17 protein-coding genes are annotated in these 17,969 nt (G+C 42.0%); 13 read left to right on the plus strand and 4 right to left on the minus strand.

Annotated elements, in window-relative coordinates; genetic code table 11:
* Window positions 1-5: 5 nt before the first annotated feature.
* Window positions 6-1,064 (plus strand): pyridoxal phosphate-dependent aminotransferase, encoded by a 1,059-nt coding sequence (locus D6D85_RS11835; protein WP_125672248.1) that lies wholly within the window; start codon window positions 6-8, stop codon window positions 1,062-1,064.
* Window positions 1,064-2,008, plus strand: a complete 945-nt coding sequence (locus D6D85_RS11840; RefSeq protein WP_125672249.1) for a cobalamin biosynthesis protein — start codon at window positions 1,064-1,066, stop codon at window positions 2,006-2,008. Before D6D85_RS11835 ends, D6D85_RS11840 begins: the two co-directional genes overlap by 1 nt.
* A gap of 78 nt (window positions 2,009-2,086) precedes the next feature.
* Here D6D85_RS11840 and D6D85_RS11845 read toward each other — a convergent pair whose 3' ends face one another.
* A complete protein-coding gene (locus tag D6D85_RS11845) occupies window positions 2,087-2,572 on the minus strand; it encodes an alpha-ribazole phosphatase CobZ (RefSeq protein WP_125672250.1) in 486 nt (161 codons plus the stop codon).
* A gap of 324 nt (window positions 2,573-2,896) precedes the next feature.
* Between D6D85_RS11845 and D6D85_RS11850 the strand changes: the two genes are divergently transcribed.
* From D6D85_RS11850 to D6D85_RS11900, 11 genes are all read left to right on the plus strand, one after another.
* Window positions 2,897-4,354: an ABC transporter substrate-binding protein gene (locus tag D6D85_RS11850; protein WP_125672251.1), complete on the plus strand. Its 1,458-nt coding sequence runs from the start codon at window positions 2,897-2,899 to the stop codon at window positions 4,352-4,354.
* 33 nt (window positions 4,355-4,387) lie between these two features.
* Entirely contained in the window at window positions 4,388-5,383 is a 996-nt protein-coding gene (locus tag D6D85_RS11855; RefSeq protein ID WP_125672252.1) for a FecCD family ABC transporter permease, read from the plus strand.
* Window positions 5,383-6,675: an ATP-binding cassette domain-containing protein gene (locus tag D6D85_RS11860; RefSeq protein WP_237558845.1), complete on the plus strand. Its 1,293-nt coding sequence runs from the start codon at window positions 5,383-5,385 to the stop codon at window positions 6,673-6,675. Before D6D85_RS11855 ends, D6D85_RS11860 begins: the two co-directional genes overlap by 1 nt.
* Window positions 6,672-7,763, plus strand: coding sequence for an asparagine synthase C-terminal domain-containing protein (locus tag D6D85_RS11865; protein ID WP_125672253.1), 1,092 nt, complete (start codon window positions 6,672-6,674; stop codon window positions 7,761-7,763). The genes D6D85_RS11860 and D6D85_RS11865 overlap by 4 nt, the downstream gene beginning before the upstream one ends.
* A complete protein-coding gene (locus tag D6D85_RS11870; protein ID WP_125672254.1) occupies window positions 7,760-8,440 on the plus strand; it encodes a diphthine--ammonia ligase in 681 nt (226 codons plus the stop codon). Before D6D85_RS11865 ends, D6D85_RS11870 begins: the two co-directional genes overlap by 4 nt.
* Before the next feature lie 60 nt (window positions 8,441-8,500).
* Window positions 8,501-9,607, plus strand: a complete 1,107-nt coding sequence (gene cobT / locus D6D85_RS11875; RefSeq protein ID WP_125672255.1) for a nicotinate mononucleotide-dependent phosphoribosyltransferase CobT — start codon at window positions 8,501-8,503, stop codon at window positions 9,605-9,607.
* Window positions 9,604-10,356, plus strand: a complete 753-nt coding sequence (cobS, locus tag D6D85_RS11880; protein WP_125672256.1) for an adenosylcobinamide-GDP ribazoletransferase — start codon at window positions 9,604-9,606, stop codon at window positions 10,354-10,356. Before cobT ends, cobS begins: the two co-directional genes overlap by 4 nt.
* Window positions 10,353-10,967, plus strand: a complete 615-nt coding sequence (locus tag D6D85_RS11885) for an NTP transferase domain-containing protein (RefSeq protein ID WP_125672257.1) — start codon at window positions 10,353-10,355, stop codon at window positions 10,965-10,967. The genes cobS and D6D85_RS11885 overlap by 4 nt, the downstream gene beginning before the upstream one ends.
* Before the next feature lie 46 nt (window positions 10,968-11,013).
* Window positions 11,014-12,423, plus strand: coding sequence for a coenzyme F430 synthase (gene cfbE / locus D6D85_RS11890; protein ID WP_125672258.1), 1,410 nt, complete (start codon window positions 11,014-11,016; stop codon window positions 12,421-12,423).
* A gap of 210 nt (window positions 12,424-12,633) precedes the next feature.
* Window positions 12,634-13,710, plus strand: a complete 1,077-nt coding sequence (cfbD, locus tag D6D85_RS11895) for a Ni-sirohydrochlorin a,c-diamide reductive cyclase catalytic subunit (RefSeq protein WP_161969852.1) — start codon at window positions 12,634-12,636, stop codon at window positions 13,708-13,710.
* Window positions 13,707-15,077, plus strand: a complete 1,371-nt coding sequence (locus tag D6D85_RS11900) for a cobyrinate a,c-diamide synthase (RefSeq protein ID WP_125672260.1) — start codon at window positions 13,707-13,709, stop codon at window positions 15,075-15,077. Before cfbD ends, D6D85_RS11900 begins: the two co-directional genes overlap by 4 nt.
* 104 nt (window positions 15,078-15,181) lie before the next feature.
* Here the strand turns inward: D6D85_RS11900 and D6D85_RS11905 are convergent, their stop codons facing one another.
* The 3 genes from D6D85_RS11905 to D6D85_RS11915 form a co-directional block, all read right to left on the minus strand.
* Window positions 15,182-16,123 (minus strand): AIR synthase related protein, encoded by a 942-nt coding sequence (locus tag D6D85_RS11905; RefSeq protein WP_125672261.1) that lies wholly within the window; start codon window positions 16,121-16,123, stop codon window positions 15,182-15,184.
* 145 nt (window positions 16,124-16,268) lie between these two features.
* Entirely contained in the window at window positions 16,269-17,132 is an 864-nt protein-coding gene (locus tag D6D85_RS11910; protein WP_125672262.1) for a radical SAM protein, read from the minus strand.
* A 34-nt stretch (window positions 17,133-17,166) separates the two neighbouring features.
* The gene (locus D6D85_RS11915; protein ID WP_125672263.1) at window positions 17,167-17,880 is read right to left on the minus strand and encodes a DUF169 domain-containing protein; all 714 of its coding nucleotides are present in this window, start codon (window positions 17,878-17,880) and stop codon (window positions 17,167-17,169) included.
* Window positions 17,881-17,969 lie beyond the last annotated feature (89 nt).

Raw genomic sequence — 17,969 nt, forward strand, 5'->3', positions numbered from 1 at the left:
GGATTATGGAATCAAGATACCATGGTGGAAGAGCTCCTGACAACTGTCTGGATTTCAGCAGTCCGATGAACCCATTAGGTCCTCCAGAGGCGCTGGTAAATGCAATAAATGACGTGATAAAGGACAGAATCTATACAAGATATCCGGATTATGAGTATAAAAAACTAAGAGAATGTATAGCGGATTTCTATGATTTAAGAGCTGAGATGCTTATACCACTCAATGGAGCTGCGGAGGCACTGCAACTGATCCTGCCGATATTAAGACCAAAGGCTTTGGTGGCAATAGAGCCAACTTTTGGGGATCACAAGCTTCAAGCCGAGGCACTTGGATTGCCCTTGATCAGCATAAGCTATAAAAGACTCTCTTCAAGCTTTGCATTAGATATAATCTCCTATAGCTCTAAAATTCGTGAATTTGAAGACAAAATTCTGCTCTACATGTCGAACCCCAATAACCCCACCGGTTGTCTAGCTAATAAAAAGCAGATTGAGGAGCTACTTGAATGCCTGCCATCTAATTCTTATGTAATCCTAGATGAGGCTTTTATGGACTTTACTGGAAATTCTGAGAGCTTCCTTTGGAATTGTCCGGATAATGTGATTGTTCTCAGGAGCTTAACAAAGATACTGGCGATACCAGGCATGCGCATTGGATTCATTTATACAAATAATGTTGAGATTTTGGATCTTATAAACAAATTCAGACAAGCTTGGAACGTCAACGCTGTGATAGCTGAGTCCCTCTCAAAGCTGGACAAAAAAGCTCTGAGAGATTATATAGACCATTCTATTGAGATAGTGAACACCGAGAGAAATTTTTTGGTCAAAGAGCTCAGAAAATGCGACCTCAAGGTTTATGAGTCTCAAGCGCCATTTCTTCTGATTGAACATTCCGTAAAGCATCCCGAGATTATGAAAAAACTGATTAGTTTGGGAATCTATGTTAGAGATGCCTCCACCTTCCCCTATCTGACAGAACATCACAGCAGAGTATCTGTTAGACTCAGAAGTGAGAATGCAAGACTTGTAGAGGCATTCAAGAAGCTTCTTAAGGGATCTTAATGGAGAAGATCTTGCTTTTTGATTCCCGATTGTTAAGCATCTCTCTGCTGCTCACCATAATATTGGATTGGATATATCCAGAGCATAAAGGGATTATGCTGAAAATACACCCTGTTCATACCTCCTATTACCTGTCGTTGAATTTAGCTAAACCTTACTCCAGCAGATGGAGAGGGGTAGCTGTCTGGCTCTTTGTAGTAACAGTTCATATTGTCCCTGCCCTATTTCTAATGACAATTTCCTACAAATTATCTCCAATATTATATATTATCATATCTGTTGTTATACTCAAGTTTTCCATATCTCTAAGGTTGCTTCTTGATATATGTCATCAAGTGCTGGAGAATGTGAAACATGGCGATTTAGATGGTGCAAGGAAATATGCCCAGCTGATCGTGAGAAGGGATGTCTACAAGCTGGATGAGGGCAGGATTATCTCAGCTACTCTTGAGAGCCTAGCTGAAAGCTCAGTGGATGGATTTATCTCCCCTCTGACATACTACTCTTTCTTGGGACCTATTGGTTCCCTTTTACAAAGAATAGCCAACACATTGGATGGTTCTATTGGGTTTAAGACACCAGAATTTTCGAAAGTAGGCTGGTTCTCAGCTAAAGCAGATAGCTTGCTGAACTACATTCCTGCACGTATAGCAGCCCTCTTAATGGTCATATTAGCACCGACAGTTGGTGGCAGCATAAAGGAATCCTTCAGAGTGTGGAGAAAGTGGCACAATGCCACTGAAAGCATAAATGCTGGGCACCCTATGGCTGCAATCGCGGGGGTTTTACGCATCAGACTGGAAAAGGTAGGACATTACATCATCAATATGGAATCCAGACTGCCGACATCTGAGGATTTAGCCAAAGGGATAAGATTCATGATCACAGTTAATTTTACATATATTATGCTAATTATACTGCCTATATTGTTAATTTGTCTTTGAGCAAAAGAAGGATCCTACTACTTGTATTCAGCTTAAGCTGTTTAAGAGTTCACCTTCAGATGAAAAGCGGGTCGCTTATTATTTACTCCTTGGTAAATTTTGTGCCTCCCTTAGGGCACGCGTATACATCTTAGAGGATACACCGGCTATTAAAGCTCCTATGGCATCGTTGGAGAACGGTCCGAGTTTCTTTAGGATCCCAGGTTTGTTTTGGTCGAATCTAACATATTCGAATACAGCTCTAGTTCCTCCTATATAATTAGCAATAGCTATGCCAAGAGCCTCATCAGCCACAGGTCCAGGTCGACCCAGAAGCATCTCCTTTGAGAGACCAGGAACAATTCCAGCTTTAGCATCTTCCTCCAAGCGGAGGCAGGCAAATATAAGACATGAAACATTTACATCAGACATTGTATCGAGAAACTCATCCTTTAAGATTTCCACAGCCTTATCCTTAGTTTCAACACCTGGATGAGGAACGAAAAGCTCTAAAGCTGTATTTATTAGATCTTCTAAGGTGATACCCTTTTCCTCTAAGTATTTTAGCAGGGGGGGTTCTCTCATCCTCTGGCCACCAGCAAAGCTGTAGTACCTTTAAAAAGGCATATTTAGAAAAATTAAATGCAGATCACCTGTTTATAAGAGATCAGACCCATAGTGATTGCGCACATATGTAATAGCGACTCCAATACCAATTGATGGTCCCACCCAATGAGAGCTATTTAGACATTTTTATATGTTAAGTAAAAAAAGAGGTAGTTTTGAGATTGATATTGCAGTTAAAAGAGACTTAAGAGGGACAGTGCTCTACAGGAGGCGCAACCTTTATATTTATCTCACCCTTTAGTACTTGATGTCTGGATAATCCAGACATAAAGGGTGAAAAAAATGATCAGGAGGTTGGAGAAGATCACAAACAAGAAGGGCTATTTGTGGCTTGTAATGCTCTTGCTACTGCTTTTGCCAGTAGTTAGCCCTGTAAATTCTCAGACCACAATCAAAGATGATTTAGGGAGAACAGTAGTAATAACTAAGTCGGAGAGGATAGTATCAATAGGGCCATCCTGCACCGAGATTCTTTATGCGCTTGGTCTGGGGGATAGAATAGTTGGAGTCGATGTATACTCGGATTATCCGCCTGAGGCCCGATCCAAGCAGAAGATCAGCAATTGGTGGTCTCCTAATCCAGAGGAGGTCTTAGCTTTGTCTCCAGATATTGTTTTCTACTCTGTTGGCTCCAGTATAACTGTTGAGAACCTTGAAAAAGCCGGATTAACTGTTGTAGCATTACGTCCATTATCCATAGAAGATATTTTCAAAGATATTAAGCTCATTGGTGAGATAACAGGGAAATCGAAGGAAGCAGAGGATCTTGTCTCCTCCCTTCGAGCAAGAATAAATGCTGTAGAGGATAAGTTATCCTCTATCACGAAAAAACCAAAGGTTTACATGGAGTTCTGGTATCCTCCTCCTTGGACTTTCGGCTCAGGTTCGTGGTGCAACCAAATTATCAAGATGGCTGGAGGCGTAAATGTTTTTGGTGATGTGGCCTCACCAGGTGCTAAAACAACAGATGAAGAAGTAATAGCGAGGAATCCAGATGTTATAATCCTTCTTTATGGTATAATGTACAAAGCCTCAGCAGACGATGTAAAAAAGAGGCCTGGATGGAACATGATATCGGCAGTAGCAAATAATGCAATATATCAGCTAGACGAAAATCTATTTGTGAGGCCCGGCCCTCGCTTAGTGGACGGGCTTGAAATCCTAGCTAAAGTATTACATCCTGAGGCATTTGGAGTGAATAGTACATTCGCATTTTCACTGGATACATCAGCATTAAGGCAGGGAGTTCAGTCCTTTAACATATCAGATGGTATACAGACCGAGATAACAGTCATGAAAGCGTTGAGTAACAGCTCTTTGATCGTCACACTTCCTGTATCTGGACCAAGTCCACCGGAAGGTGTTAAGCAGATCAGGTACCTATCTATAAGCTCAAGCGCTCCTGAAGGTTTAACCATGATCCTTAGAGTTTACTATCCTCGAGAGGAAATTCAAAGGCTGGCTATTGCTGAGGATTCATTAAAGATCTACAAGTGGGATCAAAAAGAGAATAGATGGGTTGCGCTCACTAGCGCTGTTAACAAGGACGGAAGATATGTTGAAGCCTTAGTGACCGGCGCAGGAAGCTTGATGCTAGCAGGAAAGCCACTGCCGCCGATATGGGAACAACCTATCCCACTATGGCTTTTTATCTCCTCTTTGTTGGTCTGTATAGCAGCGTCTGCAGCTATAGGGGCATATTTTGGTTTAAGGAGTGGTAGGAAACATGCCACAGGCTAATGAGCCAGATGGATACACTAAGCGGCTTGCTAAATGGACCTTCTTCCTCACAGTCCTATCTTTTTTTTGATTTTTTCGCTCATATTGGCGATATCAATAGGCTCAATTCAGATAAGCTTATCTGATGTCTTCTTCACTATTGTGAAGAAGCTTCTGGGTTCTCAGGCAGGAGGAAATCCAGAATCCATAAAAGAAACCGTAATCATCGAGCTTAGGCTTCCACGTGCACTTTTAGCAGCCTTAGCTGGCCTTGCTTTGTCCGTGGCTGGTACTGTCTTTCAGTGCATCTTTAGGAACCCGTTGGCTGATCCGTATGTGCTTGGAGTTGCATCGGGCGCAGGATTTGGTGCATCTCTAGTCATATTTCTAGGAATAGATCTTCTGCTCGGTTCTATCTACGTGATACCGCTTTTTTCATCAATAATGGCAATACTAACTGTGTTTTTGGTCCACCTTATAGCAGGAGGAGGAACCGAACTTAGACTATTGCTCGCAGGAATGGCTGTAAGCAGCTTTTTCTCATCATTAATGAGCATTTTATTAGATTTAGCCGGACCGAGAGCACATGGCGTATTTTACTGGATTTTCGGAGGATTTCCCCTAATGGGCTGGGAGTATGTAAATGTGGCACTGCTAGCCGTGCCCTTATCGCTGTTGATATTCATCTTTGCCAGGGATTTGAACATATTGTTGTTGGGTTATGAGCAAGCTAAGCAATTGGGGGTTGAAGTTGAGAGATTGAGAAAGCACATGATGGTAGTTAGCTCTGTTCTGACAGCGGTGATAATATCCATATGCGGTATCATAGGTTTTGTGGGGCTTGTAGTTCCCCACATGATGAGGATTATAGTCGGATCAGATCACCGCATATTGCTACCTTCCTCCGCTTTGGCAGGAGCATCTATCCTAGTGCTCTGCGATACTGTTGCCAGGAATGTCCTCAGGCCCATAGTCATCCCAACAGGAGTGGTAACTGCCCTGCTTGGTGCTCCATTCTTTGTATACCTTCTTCACAAGGGTGTTCGTTAATGGCAATCCTGAAGGTCTGCAATATTGAATGCTACTATGAGTCTACCAAAGTACTGGATGGAATCAGCTTCTCGATAAACCCAGGAGATTTTGTAGGGGTGCTGGGACCAAATGGATCCGGAAAGACCACTTTGCTGAGAGCCCTGAGCAGAGTGCTGAAACCTAGGATAGGTGCTGTATTTCTGGAGGATTCAAACATCTACTTGATGAAAAACCGGGAGGTCGCTAAGAATATTGCTGTAGTTCCTCAAGATGCAGCGCCTGCAGGATTCAACTTGACGGTTTTGGACTTTGTGCTGATGGGACGACATCCACACATGAGCAGGTTTAAGATGGAGAGTGAAAAGGATTTCGCTATTGCCAAAAGAGCAATGGAGATGACAAATACCCTGTATTTAGCGGGAAAAAATATAAATGAACTAAGCGGTGGTGAAAGACAGCGAGTGCTTATCGCAAGGGCACTAACTCAAGAGCCAAAGGTGCTGTTGCTCGACGAGCCAACCAGTCATTTGGACGTCAATAACCAGCTGGAGATAATGGAGCTGTTAAAGAGACTTTGTTTAGAGAGAAAGATGGCAGTTCTTGCAGTTCTTCATGATTTTAATATAGCTTCGCACTACTGCGACTCACTTATACTGTTAAATGGGGGAAGGATAGTGTCGATGGGAGCTGTGGATGATGTTTTAACAAGCGAAAATATAAAAAAGGTATTTCAAGTGGATGCAATAGTGAAGAGAAATCCCATAACGGGCTCTCTATATGTAATACCTGCTTTAATCAGAAGGAAGGAAACCGATCAGGACTTTTCCATTCACATAATTTGCGGTGCCGGCACCGGAACTGGCCTCATGAAGATCCTTGCAGAGATGGGCTTTAATCTCACAGTAGGCGTACTTAATGCGCCGGACACGGATTATGAAACAGCACAGCTGCTGAACATACCTTCTGTGATAGAAGCCCCATTCTCCCCGATATCTGAGGAGAACTACAGAGCAAATCTGGAGATCATACTTAGATCGGATGCTGTCGTCATCTCATCTGTACCATTTGGCTATGCCAATCTAAAAAACTTAGAAGCCGCAAGGGAGGCAATAAAAAGAGGGATACCTGTGATAGTCCTAGATGATATACCGATAGAGCAGAGGGATTTCACAAAAGGTGAGGCGACCGAGATTATACGTGAATTGAGGGATAAGGGGGCCGTTTTCGTTAGAAATGAGCAGGATTTACTAAATGCAATTTTTTACATTAAAAAGAATAAGGATTCTGTAAAGCAGGAGGTGATCAGGTGAAAGATAAATTAAAAAGTAATATGTTATGTTCGGAGTCTTTTGAGGGTAAAACCCTATCGTTGGGAGGTGGTGAAAATGGAATATGGAAAAAATATAGTATATTTCAGGAACAATGCTCCATGAGTTTGGATAAGATTCTCTCGGTCTTGAGATATCTTTTAGATCTTTCGGTGAGAAGAAATCTTGCTGAGGGCATTCTGCTTTCTGGAGGTCTCGATACAAGTATAATAGCCTCTATAGCATCCAAATACACGTCTCTGAAGGCGTTTACAGTAGCCTTTAAGGAGGCTCCCGCGCCTGATATAGGGTATGCATCGATTGTCGCAAGGAATCTGGGACTTAAGCACTTTGTGTATTACTTCGGTGAGAGAGAGCTTTATGAATCCATTCATCAAACTATAGATATATTAAAAACGTTTGATCCTATGGAAGTTAGAAATAGTGCAGCTATATATATTGCATTGAGAAGAGCAAGGGAGGAAGGAGTGAGCACAGTGCTCACAGGCGATGGTGCAGATGAGATATTTGCTGGATATAGCTTCTTCTTCAATCTGGATAAAATTAGGCTTAAGCTAGAACTTGAGAGAATTCAGGAGGCAATGTTCTTTTCCTCTATTCCACTGGCGAGAAATCTCTCCATGGAAGCAAGGCTACCGTATCTTGATCCAGATTTGAGATCTTTTGCTGCAGAGATTCCTCCAGAATATAAAGTGAGGGAGGAGAGAGGTGCTATTTGGGGAAAGTGGATCCTACGAAAAGCCTACGAGGAAACTCTGCCTGAGGAGATTGTATGGAGGATAAAGACTCCGATAGAATTTGGCACAGGAACTACAATCCTTCCAGAGCTTTTTAATAGAAAAATCTCGGATGAGGAATTCGAGAAAAAGAAAAAAGAATATCTTGAAAGAGATAGAGTGACAATACAAAATAAAGAGCAGCTATTTTATTATGAAATTTATAGAAATATAATAGGTGTTCCCAGACCTCCGAAGGAAGGAAGAGCTTGCCCATACTGCAATTCGGCCATAGGCGAGAGGGCGACGTACTGCAGAACATGTGGAGCGTCAATTCAGGAGGGGATCAAATGATTCCAGCAGTGGCCTCGTGGAGCGGCGGTAAAGATAGCTGTCTGGCTTACTATAAGGCTATTCAGAGCGGATTTAATGTAAAATACTTGGTGAACTTTGTTGGCAAAGATGGAAGAACCTCTGGACATGGGTTGAGAAGGGAAGTCTTGGCCTTACAAGCTGAGGCTTTGGGAGTCCCTATAATTCAGGAAGTAACCACATGGGAGACTTATGAGGAGAGATTTAAGGATGTAATGAGCAGGTTAAAACAAAAGGGAATAAATGCAGCAGTATTTGGGGATATCTGGATTCCTGAGCATTTGGAATGGGTTGCAAAAGTGTGCAATGAGATTGGCATCGCATACGTGGAGCCCTTGTGGAATCATGATACGCTCGAGCTTCTAAAAGAGTTTATCAGCTTGGGCTTCAGGGCCATAGTGGTGAGCGTCAGAGCGGATCTCCTCAGCGATGATTGGCTGGGACGGGAGATTGATTACAAATTTATAGAGGATATGATTGCTATTAACAAAACGCGTAATATTGATTTATGCGGTGAACGTGGAGAATATCACACACTTGTAATAGATGGACCTATTTTCAGGAAAAGATTGAGAATAGTAGAAAGGAATAAAATCTTTGGAAAAGATGTAAATAAGTGGCTTTTTGACATCCAGAGATGCGAGCTGGAGGATAAGTAAATTGAGGTGATAGGATGAGCATTTTTTTGGTAAAGCCCTATCTGTTGGGGGGTGGTGAAAATGGAATATGAGAAAAAGTATGACATCATACTTTTCCATGAGAAAGAGAAGGGTAAGAATTTTCTGTCGGAAGTAGAGGGCAAAAATCCCTTGTTTATCTGCACTATAGGCAATACTCAAGTTGCTAAAATACCGGGAATATCAGCGGCAGGCAAGTTTCCGGAGATAACAGATTATACTCCCCCTGCAGACGTTGAGCTCCTGTTGTTAGGCTCATGCAAGTGCATTCAAGGAGTTCCCGTGACCCCTGAAGGTATACCAACTCCAGCATTGATAACAATGTCGGCGTTGAGGCTCGCTAACATACCCGCCATAGTTGTAAACGGTGGAACAAGGATTAAACCCCATGTGCCCTTTATAGATGTTGGAGGAGAACCAGGAGAGGATATTAGAACTGGAAAGGCTGTAAAAAATGTGGAAGAGGTTCTAGAAAGGGCTAAAATTGCCGGAGAAAATTTCTCAAGGATAGCTGATTATCTAGTGATAGGGGAGAGTATTCCGGGCGGAACGACAACAGCTCTGAGCGTTATGCTCGCCATGGGCATAGATGCGAGGGGAAAAGTGAGCAGTAGCATGCCAGATAACCCTCATGACCTTAAAACAAGGATTGCGGAGGAAAGTCTTAGAATCTCCGGAATAAAAGCTGGCTCGCTGACAAATGATCCGATAAAAGCAGTTTCGTTGGTTGGAGATCCCATGATGCCAGCTTTTGCAGGACTAGTTCTTGGGGCTGCTTCGAGAGTTCCGGTGTTAATTGCGGGTGGAACCCAGATGGGCGCCATTTTAGCGATAATAAAAGCTTTAAACCCAGGAGTTCTAAAAAATATAGCCATTGGGACGACGAGATGGATAATATCGGATGCTAAGTCTGATTTAAGGGGCATTGTCTCTCAGATAGCTGATATTCCAATATTAGCAGCTGATCTAGATTTCAGTTCATCTAGATTTGAGGGATTGAGAACATATGAGAGGGGATTCGTGAAAGAGGGTGTTGGAGCAGGAGGCGCTGCAATAGCTGCCATGATGAAGTCCAAGGGATCTATCTCAAGGGAAACTTTGCTCGGAGAAATAGAGAGGAATTATGAGAGACTTGTACAGCTGAGGTGAGCTATCTGATCAGGGAATTGAGAAATATCATTTCATTTCTTACAATAATACCTGCTGGGATGACATCAGACTGCCTAGAGGATGTTGCAAAATACATGTATCTATTTCCGCTGGTTGGAGCCTTTATAGGGTTCCTGAGCGGCATCTTCGCCTACATCCTCCTTAAAGTGATTGGCCCTTTTATCACAGGAGCTCTGACCCTAGGCTTTATTTTATTTATCACAGGTTTTCATCACACAGATGGGTTGCTTGACTTCGGAGATGGTTTAATGTGCCATGGATCGCCAGAGGAGAGGATAAGGGTGATGCATGATCCTCACCTAGGTGCTGGAGGCTTTACACTAGGATTGATAATATATTTAATAACCTTATTCTCATTAATAGAACTTGATTTAAATATAATAATTCAAAGCTTGATTATATCTGAAACCTCAGCTAAGCTCGCGATGGTGTTTATAGCTTGGGCCGGGAGATCCGCACATAAAGGGATGGGCGCGATCGTTGTGGACGTGATGCATGGCAAATACCGCTTTGCCCGCCTATCAGCCTCCTTACTAATTTCTTTTATCATAATACTGCCGCTTACTTGGCTTGCCGGTCTCATAATCGTAGCAATTGTGTTAGCAACCTCATATATGATAGTGCTAATTTCGAATAGAAATTTTGGAGGAGTAACTGGTGATGTAATAGGAGCTGGAAATGAGATCTCCAGACTTATGTCTCTTTTGGCTATTCTGGTGATAAAATGAATGTAACTGCCCTCGTGATGGCAGGAGGTAGGGGATCTAGGCTAAATTTAAGTGAAGAAAAACCATTGCTTAAGCTAAGCGGGAGGCCTCTAATAGAGTATGTTTTAGATGCCCTCAATAATGCTCACATAGATGATATAGTCGTTGCTGTAAGCGACTACACCAGAAAAACAGCAGAGTATATCAAGAAGAAGGGCTTAAGAGTGATACACACGCCCGGAAGTGGATTTTGCCTTGATGCAAAGTATGCAATAGAGAAACTTAGTCTTGAAACAACCCTGACAGTAAGCGCTGATCTCCCCTTTATCACAGGTAAATTCATAGATGAAGTTCTAGCGTACTATGAGCAATCTGGAAAGCCAGCCTTGACCGTTGTTGCACCCTTAGAGGTCTATAGAAAATACAACTCAAGCGAGGGGTATCCCATTACTCTTAGAGGACAAGTGGTGGTCCCAATCGGCGTGAATGTGGTTAATGGGGCAAGAATAAAGGAGGAATTTTTGGATCAGGATTTTTTTATTATATATGATGAAAAAACTGTTATCAATATAAATAAAGTTGAGGATTTATGGATAGCAGAAAGGCTGCTGATAAGAACATCAATACGATGATTCTTGTTACGAAAATGTTTTTATTCTTAAGGCCAAGTTTCTAGGCATGCCTAGGCCCTTATCTAACTGTCAAGCGCTCGTTGTTGACATGACACATGGAGGAGAGGAAATCTGCAGAGAACTTCTGAGGAGAAATGCCACAGTATATGCCTTAGATAACCACAAAACACTGAGAAAAGAGAGAATAAAAAAGCTTGAGGGTATGGGTGTGAAAGTATTCACCAACGAGGAAGAGCTACTTAGTAACATGGAGGGCTTTGATGTGATAATAGTTCAACATGCAAGTCCAAGAATGAGAATTTTCTCAAAAGCTATGGAACTGGGCATACCCGTCATAACGCATGCCAGAGCGGTGGGGATAATCCTATCCGAGGAAAAGGAGAAGAATGGTATGAAAACTGTGGAGATCACGGGCACAAATGGAAAGACCACAGTAGCAAATATGCTCACGAAGATCTTAACAGATGAGGATTATAAAGTCTTAGTTCATGATAGTGTTTCAACTAGAGTTGTTGAAAGCTCGGAGGAAAAAGTGTTGTTTGAGGGGATGAGCATAACTCCTGCCAATATCCTGAGGGCTTACAGAGCTGCCGTCGAGAGCGAGTTGCATATTGACTTTGCAATTTTTGAAGTATCTCTGGGAGGAACCGGTGCTTGCGATGTAGGAATTGTAACCGGTATATATGAAAATTATGCTGTCTCTTTCTTGGGAAGTGCGTTTAATAGCAAGCTTCAGATGGCAATTAATATGAGGGATGGGGTACTTGTTCTGAACGGAGACAATGATCCAACAAGGAGGTTCGTTCATGTATTTTATGGGAGATCAAATATCTATGGAATAAGAAATGGCAGAGAAGTTCTCGTGAAAAATTTAAAGAACAGAAGAGTCATCGGGGAGATAAGATCCCTTCATACATTGAGTGGTAAAGAGCTTTCTGGAGACTTCTCGTTCGAGCTTGATAGAGCTCTTTTTGGAAGATTCCAGATAGTAAATGCACTTGGAGCTCTTACTGCTGCTCTATCCCTCGGCGCTGATGTGGAAAATTCCTGCAGATCCTTAGGGAAATTTAGAGGAGTTAAGGGAAGAGCCATCGCTAAATTCATGGAGAAAGGAATCCTCGTTGATTGTTGTAATAGAGGAGTCAACATTCCTGCTATAATCCAAGCAATAGAGGAGGCTGAGATCATGAAGGCAGCTGGCGAAGTGGATTCCTTGGTAGTAGTGATATCAGGATCCGAGAGAGCTGCATGCGAGATAATAGATGTAAAAAAATTATCTAAAGAATTGGAAGCTAAAGAAATAGATAAAATAGTACTCTCAGGTCCCTTGGGAAAAAGACTTATGGAAGCAGGTCTCAAGGGAGAATTCGTAGATAAAGTAGGGGAGGACTGGATAAGCAATTATATAGCTAAGCACGGGAATCCAATCATCCTCTTCTTCAATAACGAGGCTTGATTTAATTTAGTGCTCATACGTTGAGTTAGACTATGTAGTTCTTAGTAGACATGGATGGTTTTTGGGACTCATCAGCATCTTCGCCTCCTTAAAGTGTATAAGGTCTCTCTACTACATAATCAATGACATATAAGTATTTAAATTTTTTATTGAAGAACAATTAACTGTGCTCAACGAATTTTTTAATAATCCTTCATGACAACCCTTCAGATGAGACTGGAGAGCATTTCTTTTCCGATTCATCCAAGACCTAGTCCTATTGCTGCCGCACTATATACCCTGAGAGATCTAAATTGCAAATACATAGTGCTTCATGGTCCTCCTAGCTGCAACTTCAGGGCGATGAGGCTGCTGGAGAAGGATGGTGTTAAGGTGTTTACTACGTCAATGAGTGACATGGACGTAATATTGGGGGGAAAGGAGAAGTTAATTTCTGTTTTGAGGTTAATCTACAGCGAATTTAAGCCGGATCTAATCGGTGTTGTCGGAACATGCTGCACCACTATAACAGGGGAGGATGTTGAGGCTGAGGTCATAGAGGCCGGAATTAACTCGAAAATAATAGCTGTTAATATCTCTGGCTGCTGGGATAACACGGAAGGTGCAATTAAAGTGGTAGAGGCTGCATTCAGGATGGGAGTTATAGATGAAAAAGAGTTCAGAAGGCAGATAAGCGTTCTCAGGGCAGCAACAGAAGTGGAGAAGAGCAGAGGAGTTGCAATGCCTGGGTATATTACACCCTCTAAAGGCGATGATATCAATTATGTTGCTAAGGAAGTGCTGGAGAGGCTCAAATATGGTGTGCTGGTGATACTTAATGCAAAAAAGGAGACGGCATATCTATACTCAGACATAGTTTTAGCTCTTAAGGAAGCCTCAGATAAAGTGGGGGGCAGAATGTTTCTTACCGCAAATCTCATGAGTGACAGAGGACTGCCCAAAGTGAGAGAGGATGCAACAAGAATATTGCTGGAGTTAAAACGCAATGGCTTAAAGGTGGATCTACTAAGCGGAGGTTTGGATGAGTATGCACTAGCTTATAGAATTCTTGAGCTTCCAGGGATACCAGATTTTGATTCAGCTGTAGTAATAGGGGTTCCCCAAGCTCTAGATCCGAGGAGATTTGACTACTCTGTTGGGGTATCCTCAGGTGAGAGGACAATGACCCGACTTAGAACGCTAGGTTACACAAGAGTCATAAACGAGGAAGCAGCTCACATAAACGTGTTAGGAAAGAGAAGAATCGTGAGATCGCAGTTTGGAACTGCAATAAGGAGATTGCTATGAGAATCCCTAGGATTGTGATCTCGGCGTCAAACAGTGGATGCGGGAAGACAATGATAGCATGTGGGATCGCAAGAGCTTTGAGGAGAGAAGGCTTAAAAGTCCAGACGTTTAAGGTAGGGCCCGACTTTTTGGATCCAAAATATCTCACTCTTGCAAGCGGGAGGAAATGCGTGAATTTAGATTCCTGGATAATGAATGAATCAACACTACTTAAAGATTTCGAAAAATACTCGAGCGATGCCGACATTGCAATAATAGAGGGAGTCAGAAGCCTTTATGATTCTGCAGATCCCCTCAGACTCAAAGGAAGCACTTTTTCAGTGGCAAAGCTTTTGAGAGCTCCTATTATACTTGTTGTTGATATAAGAGGTGTTAACTTAGGTGCTGCAGCTATAGTTAAGGGATTTACCTCTTTATTTAACCCAGAGATAAAGGGAGTGATTCTCAATTTCTCGAGGGGAAAATCTCATGAGTTGAAGACCAAGAAAGCGATAGAAAGACTTCTCGATATAAAGGTAATTGGAACGATACCGGAGGAGGGATCTCTTTCCGTGAAAATGAGACATTTAGGGCTCACAACTGTCGAGGAGATGGAGAAGGAGGCAGAAAATCTTATTGAGAGATGGAGAGAGATCATAGAAAGCAGAGTAAACATAAATAGCATTATCGAGATAGCGGAATCAACAGGTGAACTGCCTCAGATAGAAGCTAGAAGGGAAAAGGAACTTTACACATATGACGTAAGCATAGCAGTAGCTTATGATAAATCTTTTAATTTTTATTATACTCAAAATCTTGATATATTGAGAGATCTTGGAGCTAAAATAATATTTTTTAATACAATTGCAGAAAGTCAGCTTCCGCAGGTTGATGGTTTTCTCATAGGAGGAGGATATCCAGAGCTTTATGCCAGTATGTTTAGTGAAAGCATCAGCGATAATCTGAAGAGGAAAATCGAGGAAGGATATCCTACATATGCTGAGTGTGGTGGTCTGATGTACCTCTGCAGAAGCATCCTTGGAAGAGATGGAAGAAAGTATAAGGGTGTGGGTGTGATTCCAGCGGAAGCCATATTCGACCTGAACAAAAGATTTCTGGGATATGTTAGGGGCAGAGTGATTGGAGAGAATGTTCTAATGGAGAAGGGGAGAACTTTTAGGGGTCATGAGTTTCATTATTCATTTTTAGATATCGAGGGGGATGTAAGATATGCTTATGAGTTGTCAAGGGGATATGGGATCGATGGAAAGCATGATGGAATAGTGGTTCATAATACGCTTGCATCATACACACATTTATTGTTCTCTGGTAATAAAAAAGCTCTAAAGAGATTTCTTGATAATTGCATCAAGTTTAGGAGTAAATAGCAATATTTCTATTTTTCCTGCTGCTAGAGTTTCTTATCGGCTTATTTTTATAGTATGTGCAAAATATAACACATCACTAAGGCTCTTTAGGTAGAGTCCTTTACTTAGACTAGGCCCAATATGCTTTCATTTCTAAAATCATAGAATACTTTTTCATCCAAGTTAAGCCTCAATGTGAAAACTCTTGAGCTGTTGACCTCACCGACAACTGCTGCCTCAAGTCCATGTCTTCTGAAGACATCAATTACCTCCTCAGGATAGCTTGTAGAAACGCAAAAGCCACAGCCTGGATAGGTCTTCAGCCATTGGATGACTTCCACATTTTTAGGCATAGGTATCTTGCCGATATCAACATACCCTCCCTTCCCGCTTACCTCAAGCATCATTCCTATAGTCCCGACAATGCCAGCATTGCTCAAGTCTTTTCCAGCATTAACAAGATTTTTCTCTGCTAAGTAGACCATGGACTCCAACTGCTTTATCAGGATTTCTGGATCCTTTTTAGTCGAATCAAAGTTGTATGGGAGCTTTTCATGAGGTTTTCCATCTGTATCCACAGCTATCACTATGCTATCGCCCTCTTTGGCAGTATTGGATCTGATAAGAGAGCCCTTTCTAGCTAAACCTATCATGGCTACATCGATGGAGTTATAGTATGAATCAGGATGCACATGACCCTTTAAAAATACAACTCTGTACGTTTTTGCACCGTCGATAATCCCTTTTTTCATTATCTCCAGCGATTCCTTATCCTTTGCAGAGATCACATCTACAGCAAACTTCGGCCTTGCGCCCATAGCATATATATCATGTACATTGACTAGAACAGAGATGAACCCTCCCCAGTAGAGGTCCGCATCGAGGACTTTATGCCAGATCCCGTCTATTGTAAAAGCTATGTCGAACTCCCCGAGATTGAAGAATCCAGCGTCCTCTCCAAAGAACTCGCCTACAAGGTCTCTAAAGCTACCAGCGGATTTCTTTCTAGTTAACCCAGGGTATTCACGGAGCTCATGAATTATCACATCAAGTGATGGGCTTCTCATAATCTAGTGATTTCTGAATGGAATTTAATGTTTATCCAAGTGGAATTTCTGGTATGATATTCAGATTTTTAGTATAAAAAACATTTTTATGTTAATATTTTAACTAGTTGTCCACCAATTTCGGTAAATTTTTAGAACACAAAAATTAACCATGAAGCCTCTCAGTGTATCCGGCCATGTATGGCGACTTCTCCTTGCCAGGAATTCCAACAGCATCTGCACTGCACAGTCTACAAAGCCGAAATATCCTGATATACTTGGATGCCTTTTCTCTGGCCTCATTTAGTTCCTCGCAGGTAGGCCTTCTTATGTTACTAAAGCGGTAAAGCGGGATCAAAGGAATTATATTCATTATAAATGCCCCTCTCTCCGCACATTCCCTAGCAATGCTTTCTATTTCTTTATCGTTTACTTCTGGAATAAGAACTGTGTTTATCTTTACCGCCATTCCTGCTTTCCAAGCTTTTTCTATGCCATTTAACTGATTTTCTATTAGAATTTTAGCACCCTCTAATCCTCTGTATATCTTTCCGTCGTACGATACCCATTCGTATATCTTTTCTCCGATCTCTGGGGATATAGCATTTACTGTAACTGTCACAGCCTTCACACCAATCCTCCTCAGTTCATCAATATATCTTGGCAGTAAAAGCCCGTTAGTAGCGATGCACAGAATAAGCTCGGGATATTTCTCATGAATCATCCTCAAGGTTCTAAATGACTCCTCGTTCGCTAGGACTTCTCCGGGTCCTGCGATTGCAGCAACCTTAAGCGGGAGTCTTTTTCTAGCATCCTCCACTATATTTAATGCGTCCTCCGCTCTCACTATTTTCCTTGCAACTCCTGGTCTGAACTCAGACTTATCAATTTTTCTGCTACAGTAATTGCACTGTATGTTACAAAGTGATGCCACCGGCAGATGAGCTCTGGCATACCTAAAATGGGCTAGATGGCTATAGCATGGATGAACTGATATCAAATACTCAATTTCAGAGCTCTCATTCTTCACCTTTTTTCCTCCTTTGCGATAATTGATCAAGTAGTCAATGAAGCGAGGCTTTTAAAAAGATTTCCTTCAGCTTTTTGTAGGCGGCTTTCTCCCTGCATCTTGGAATTGCATTTTCAGAGAAGAATTTAATGAGATCCGCTACCCCTGCAAAGTATGCAAAAGGAATGCCTATTAATGCCTCATTTGGGCCGATATCGGTTGCAATCCTGCAGCCGTAGCAACCAAAACTTGTATTGATCTTATGCACCTTATAAGGAATTGCGGTGCAATCCAAGCATGCAGCTTGTGTCACTGCTGTGCTTGTCTCAATTCTCTCCCCTCCAGCTATATTTACACAGGCAAGGAGTAGCCACATTATGCTCTCGACTTCATCCTCCACTATTACAACATCTGGTTCAACAATCGACTCCTCCAGGGGGAAGAGGTATACATCTTCGATCTCCCCTGGAGAGAATGAAACAGGCTTCTTATACATTCTTGCGCCAATCTCCTTCTCTTTAGCTATTCCTATTCTCAGTGAGTATTCTCCACTTTTATAGGCTTCTGGTAATGGAGAGAAACCAAAAGTTGCTGCTGCAACAGGGCAACCTATTTCCTCTTTACCCAACAGGATGTGCTCACCATATCTTGCTCTCATCAACGCTTGGCAGTATCGATGACCTTTAGCCCTTACCGCTGCAACTTCAGCCTTACGAGTGAATATCTTCACACCAACAGGGAACGTTCTCAATCCTAATATTCTTCTCATTTCACGGGCTTTTTCCCTTACTTCCTTAAGATCTATATATCATCACCTTACTTATCACGATGCGAGGACCAATTTAATAGCTTTCTCCT

This window comes from Candidatus Methanodesulfokora washburnensis (assembly GCF_003947435.1).
GTDB classification, from domain to species: Archaea; Korarchaeota; Korarchaeia; order Korarchaeales; family Korarchaeaceae; genus Methanodesulfokora; species Methanodesulfokora washburnensis.

Coding starts and splice junctions, on each gene's coding strand:
- D6D85_RS11855 (WP_125672252.1), top strand. CDS start 4,388: ATGGACCTTCTTCCTCACAGTCCTATCTTTTTTTTGATTTTTTCGCTC.
- D6D85_RS11900 (WP_125672260.1), top strand. CDS start 13,707: ATGAGAATCCCTAGGATTGTGATCTCGGCGTCAAACAGTGGATGCGGG.
- cfbD (WP_161969852.1), top strand. CDS start 12,634: ATGAGACTGGAGAGCATTTCTTTTCCGATTCATCCAAGACCTAGTCCT.
- D6D85_RS11845 (WP_125672250.1), bottom strand. CDS start 2,572: ATGAGAGAACCCCCCCTGCTAAAATACTTAGAGGAAAAGGGTATCACC.
- cfbE (WP_125672258.1), top strand. CDS start 11,014: ATGCCTAGGCCCTTATCTAACTGTCAAGCGCTCGTTGTTGACATGACA.
- D6D85_RS11915 (WP_125672263.1), bottom strand. CDS start 17,880: ATGAGAAGAATATTAGGATTGAGAACGTTCCCTGTTGGTGTGAAGATA.
- D6D85_RS11860 (WP_237558845.1), top strand. CDS start 5,383: ATGGCAATCCTGAAGGTCTGCAATATTGAATGCTACTATGAGTCTACC.
- D6D85_RS11840 (WP_125672249.1), top strand. CDS start 1,064: ATGGAGAAGATCTTGCTTTTTGATTCCCGATTGTTAAGCATCTCTCTG.
- D6D85_RS11885 (WP_125672257.1), top strand. CDS start 10,353: ATGAATGTAACTGCCCTCGTGATGGCAGGAGGTAGGGGATCTAGGCTA.
- D6D85_RS11850 (WP_125672251.1), top strand. CDS start 2,897: ATGATCAGGAGGTTGGAGAAGATCACAAACAAGAAGGGCTATTTGTGG.
- D6D85_RS11905 (WP_125672261.1), bottom strand. CDS start 16,123: ATGAGAAGCCCATCACTTGATGTGATAATTCATGAGCTCCGTGAATAC.
- cobT (WP_125672255.1), top strand. CDS start 8,501: ATGGAATATGAGAAAAAGTATGACATCATACTTTTCCATGAGAAAGAG.
- D6D85_RS11870 (WP_125672254.1), top strand. CDS start 7,760: ATGATTCCAGCAGTGGCCTCGTGGAGCGGCGGTAAAGATAGCTGTCTG.
- D6D85_RS11835 (WP_125672248.1), top strand. CDS start 6: ATGGAATCAAGATACCATGGTGGAAGAGCTCCTGACAACTGTCTGGAT.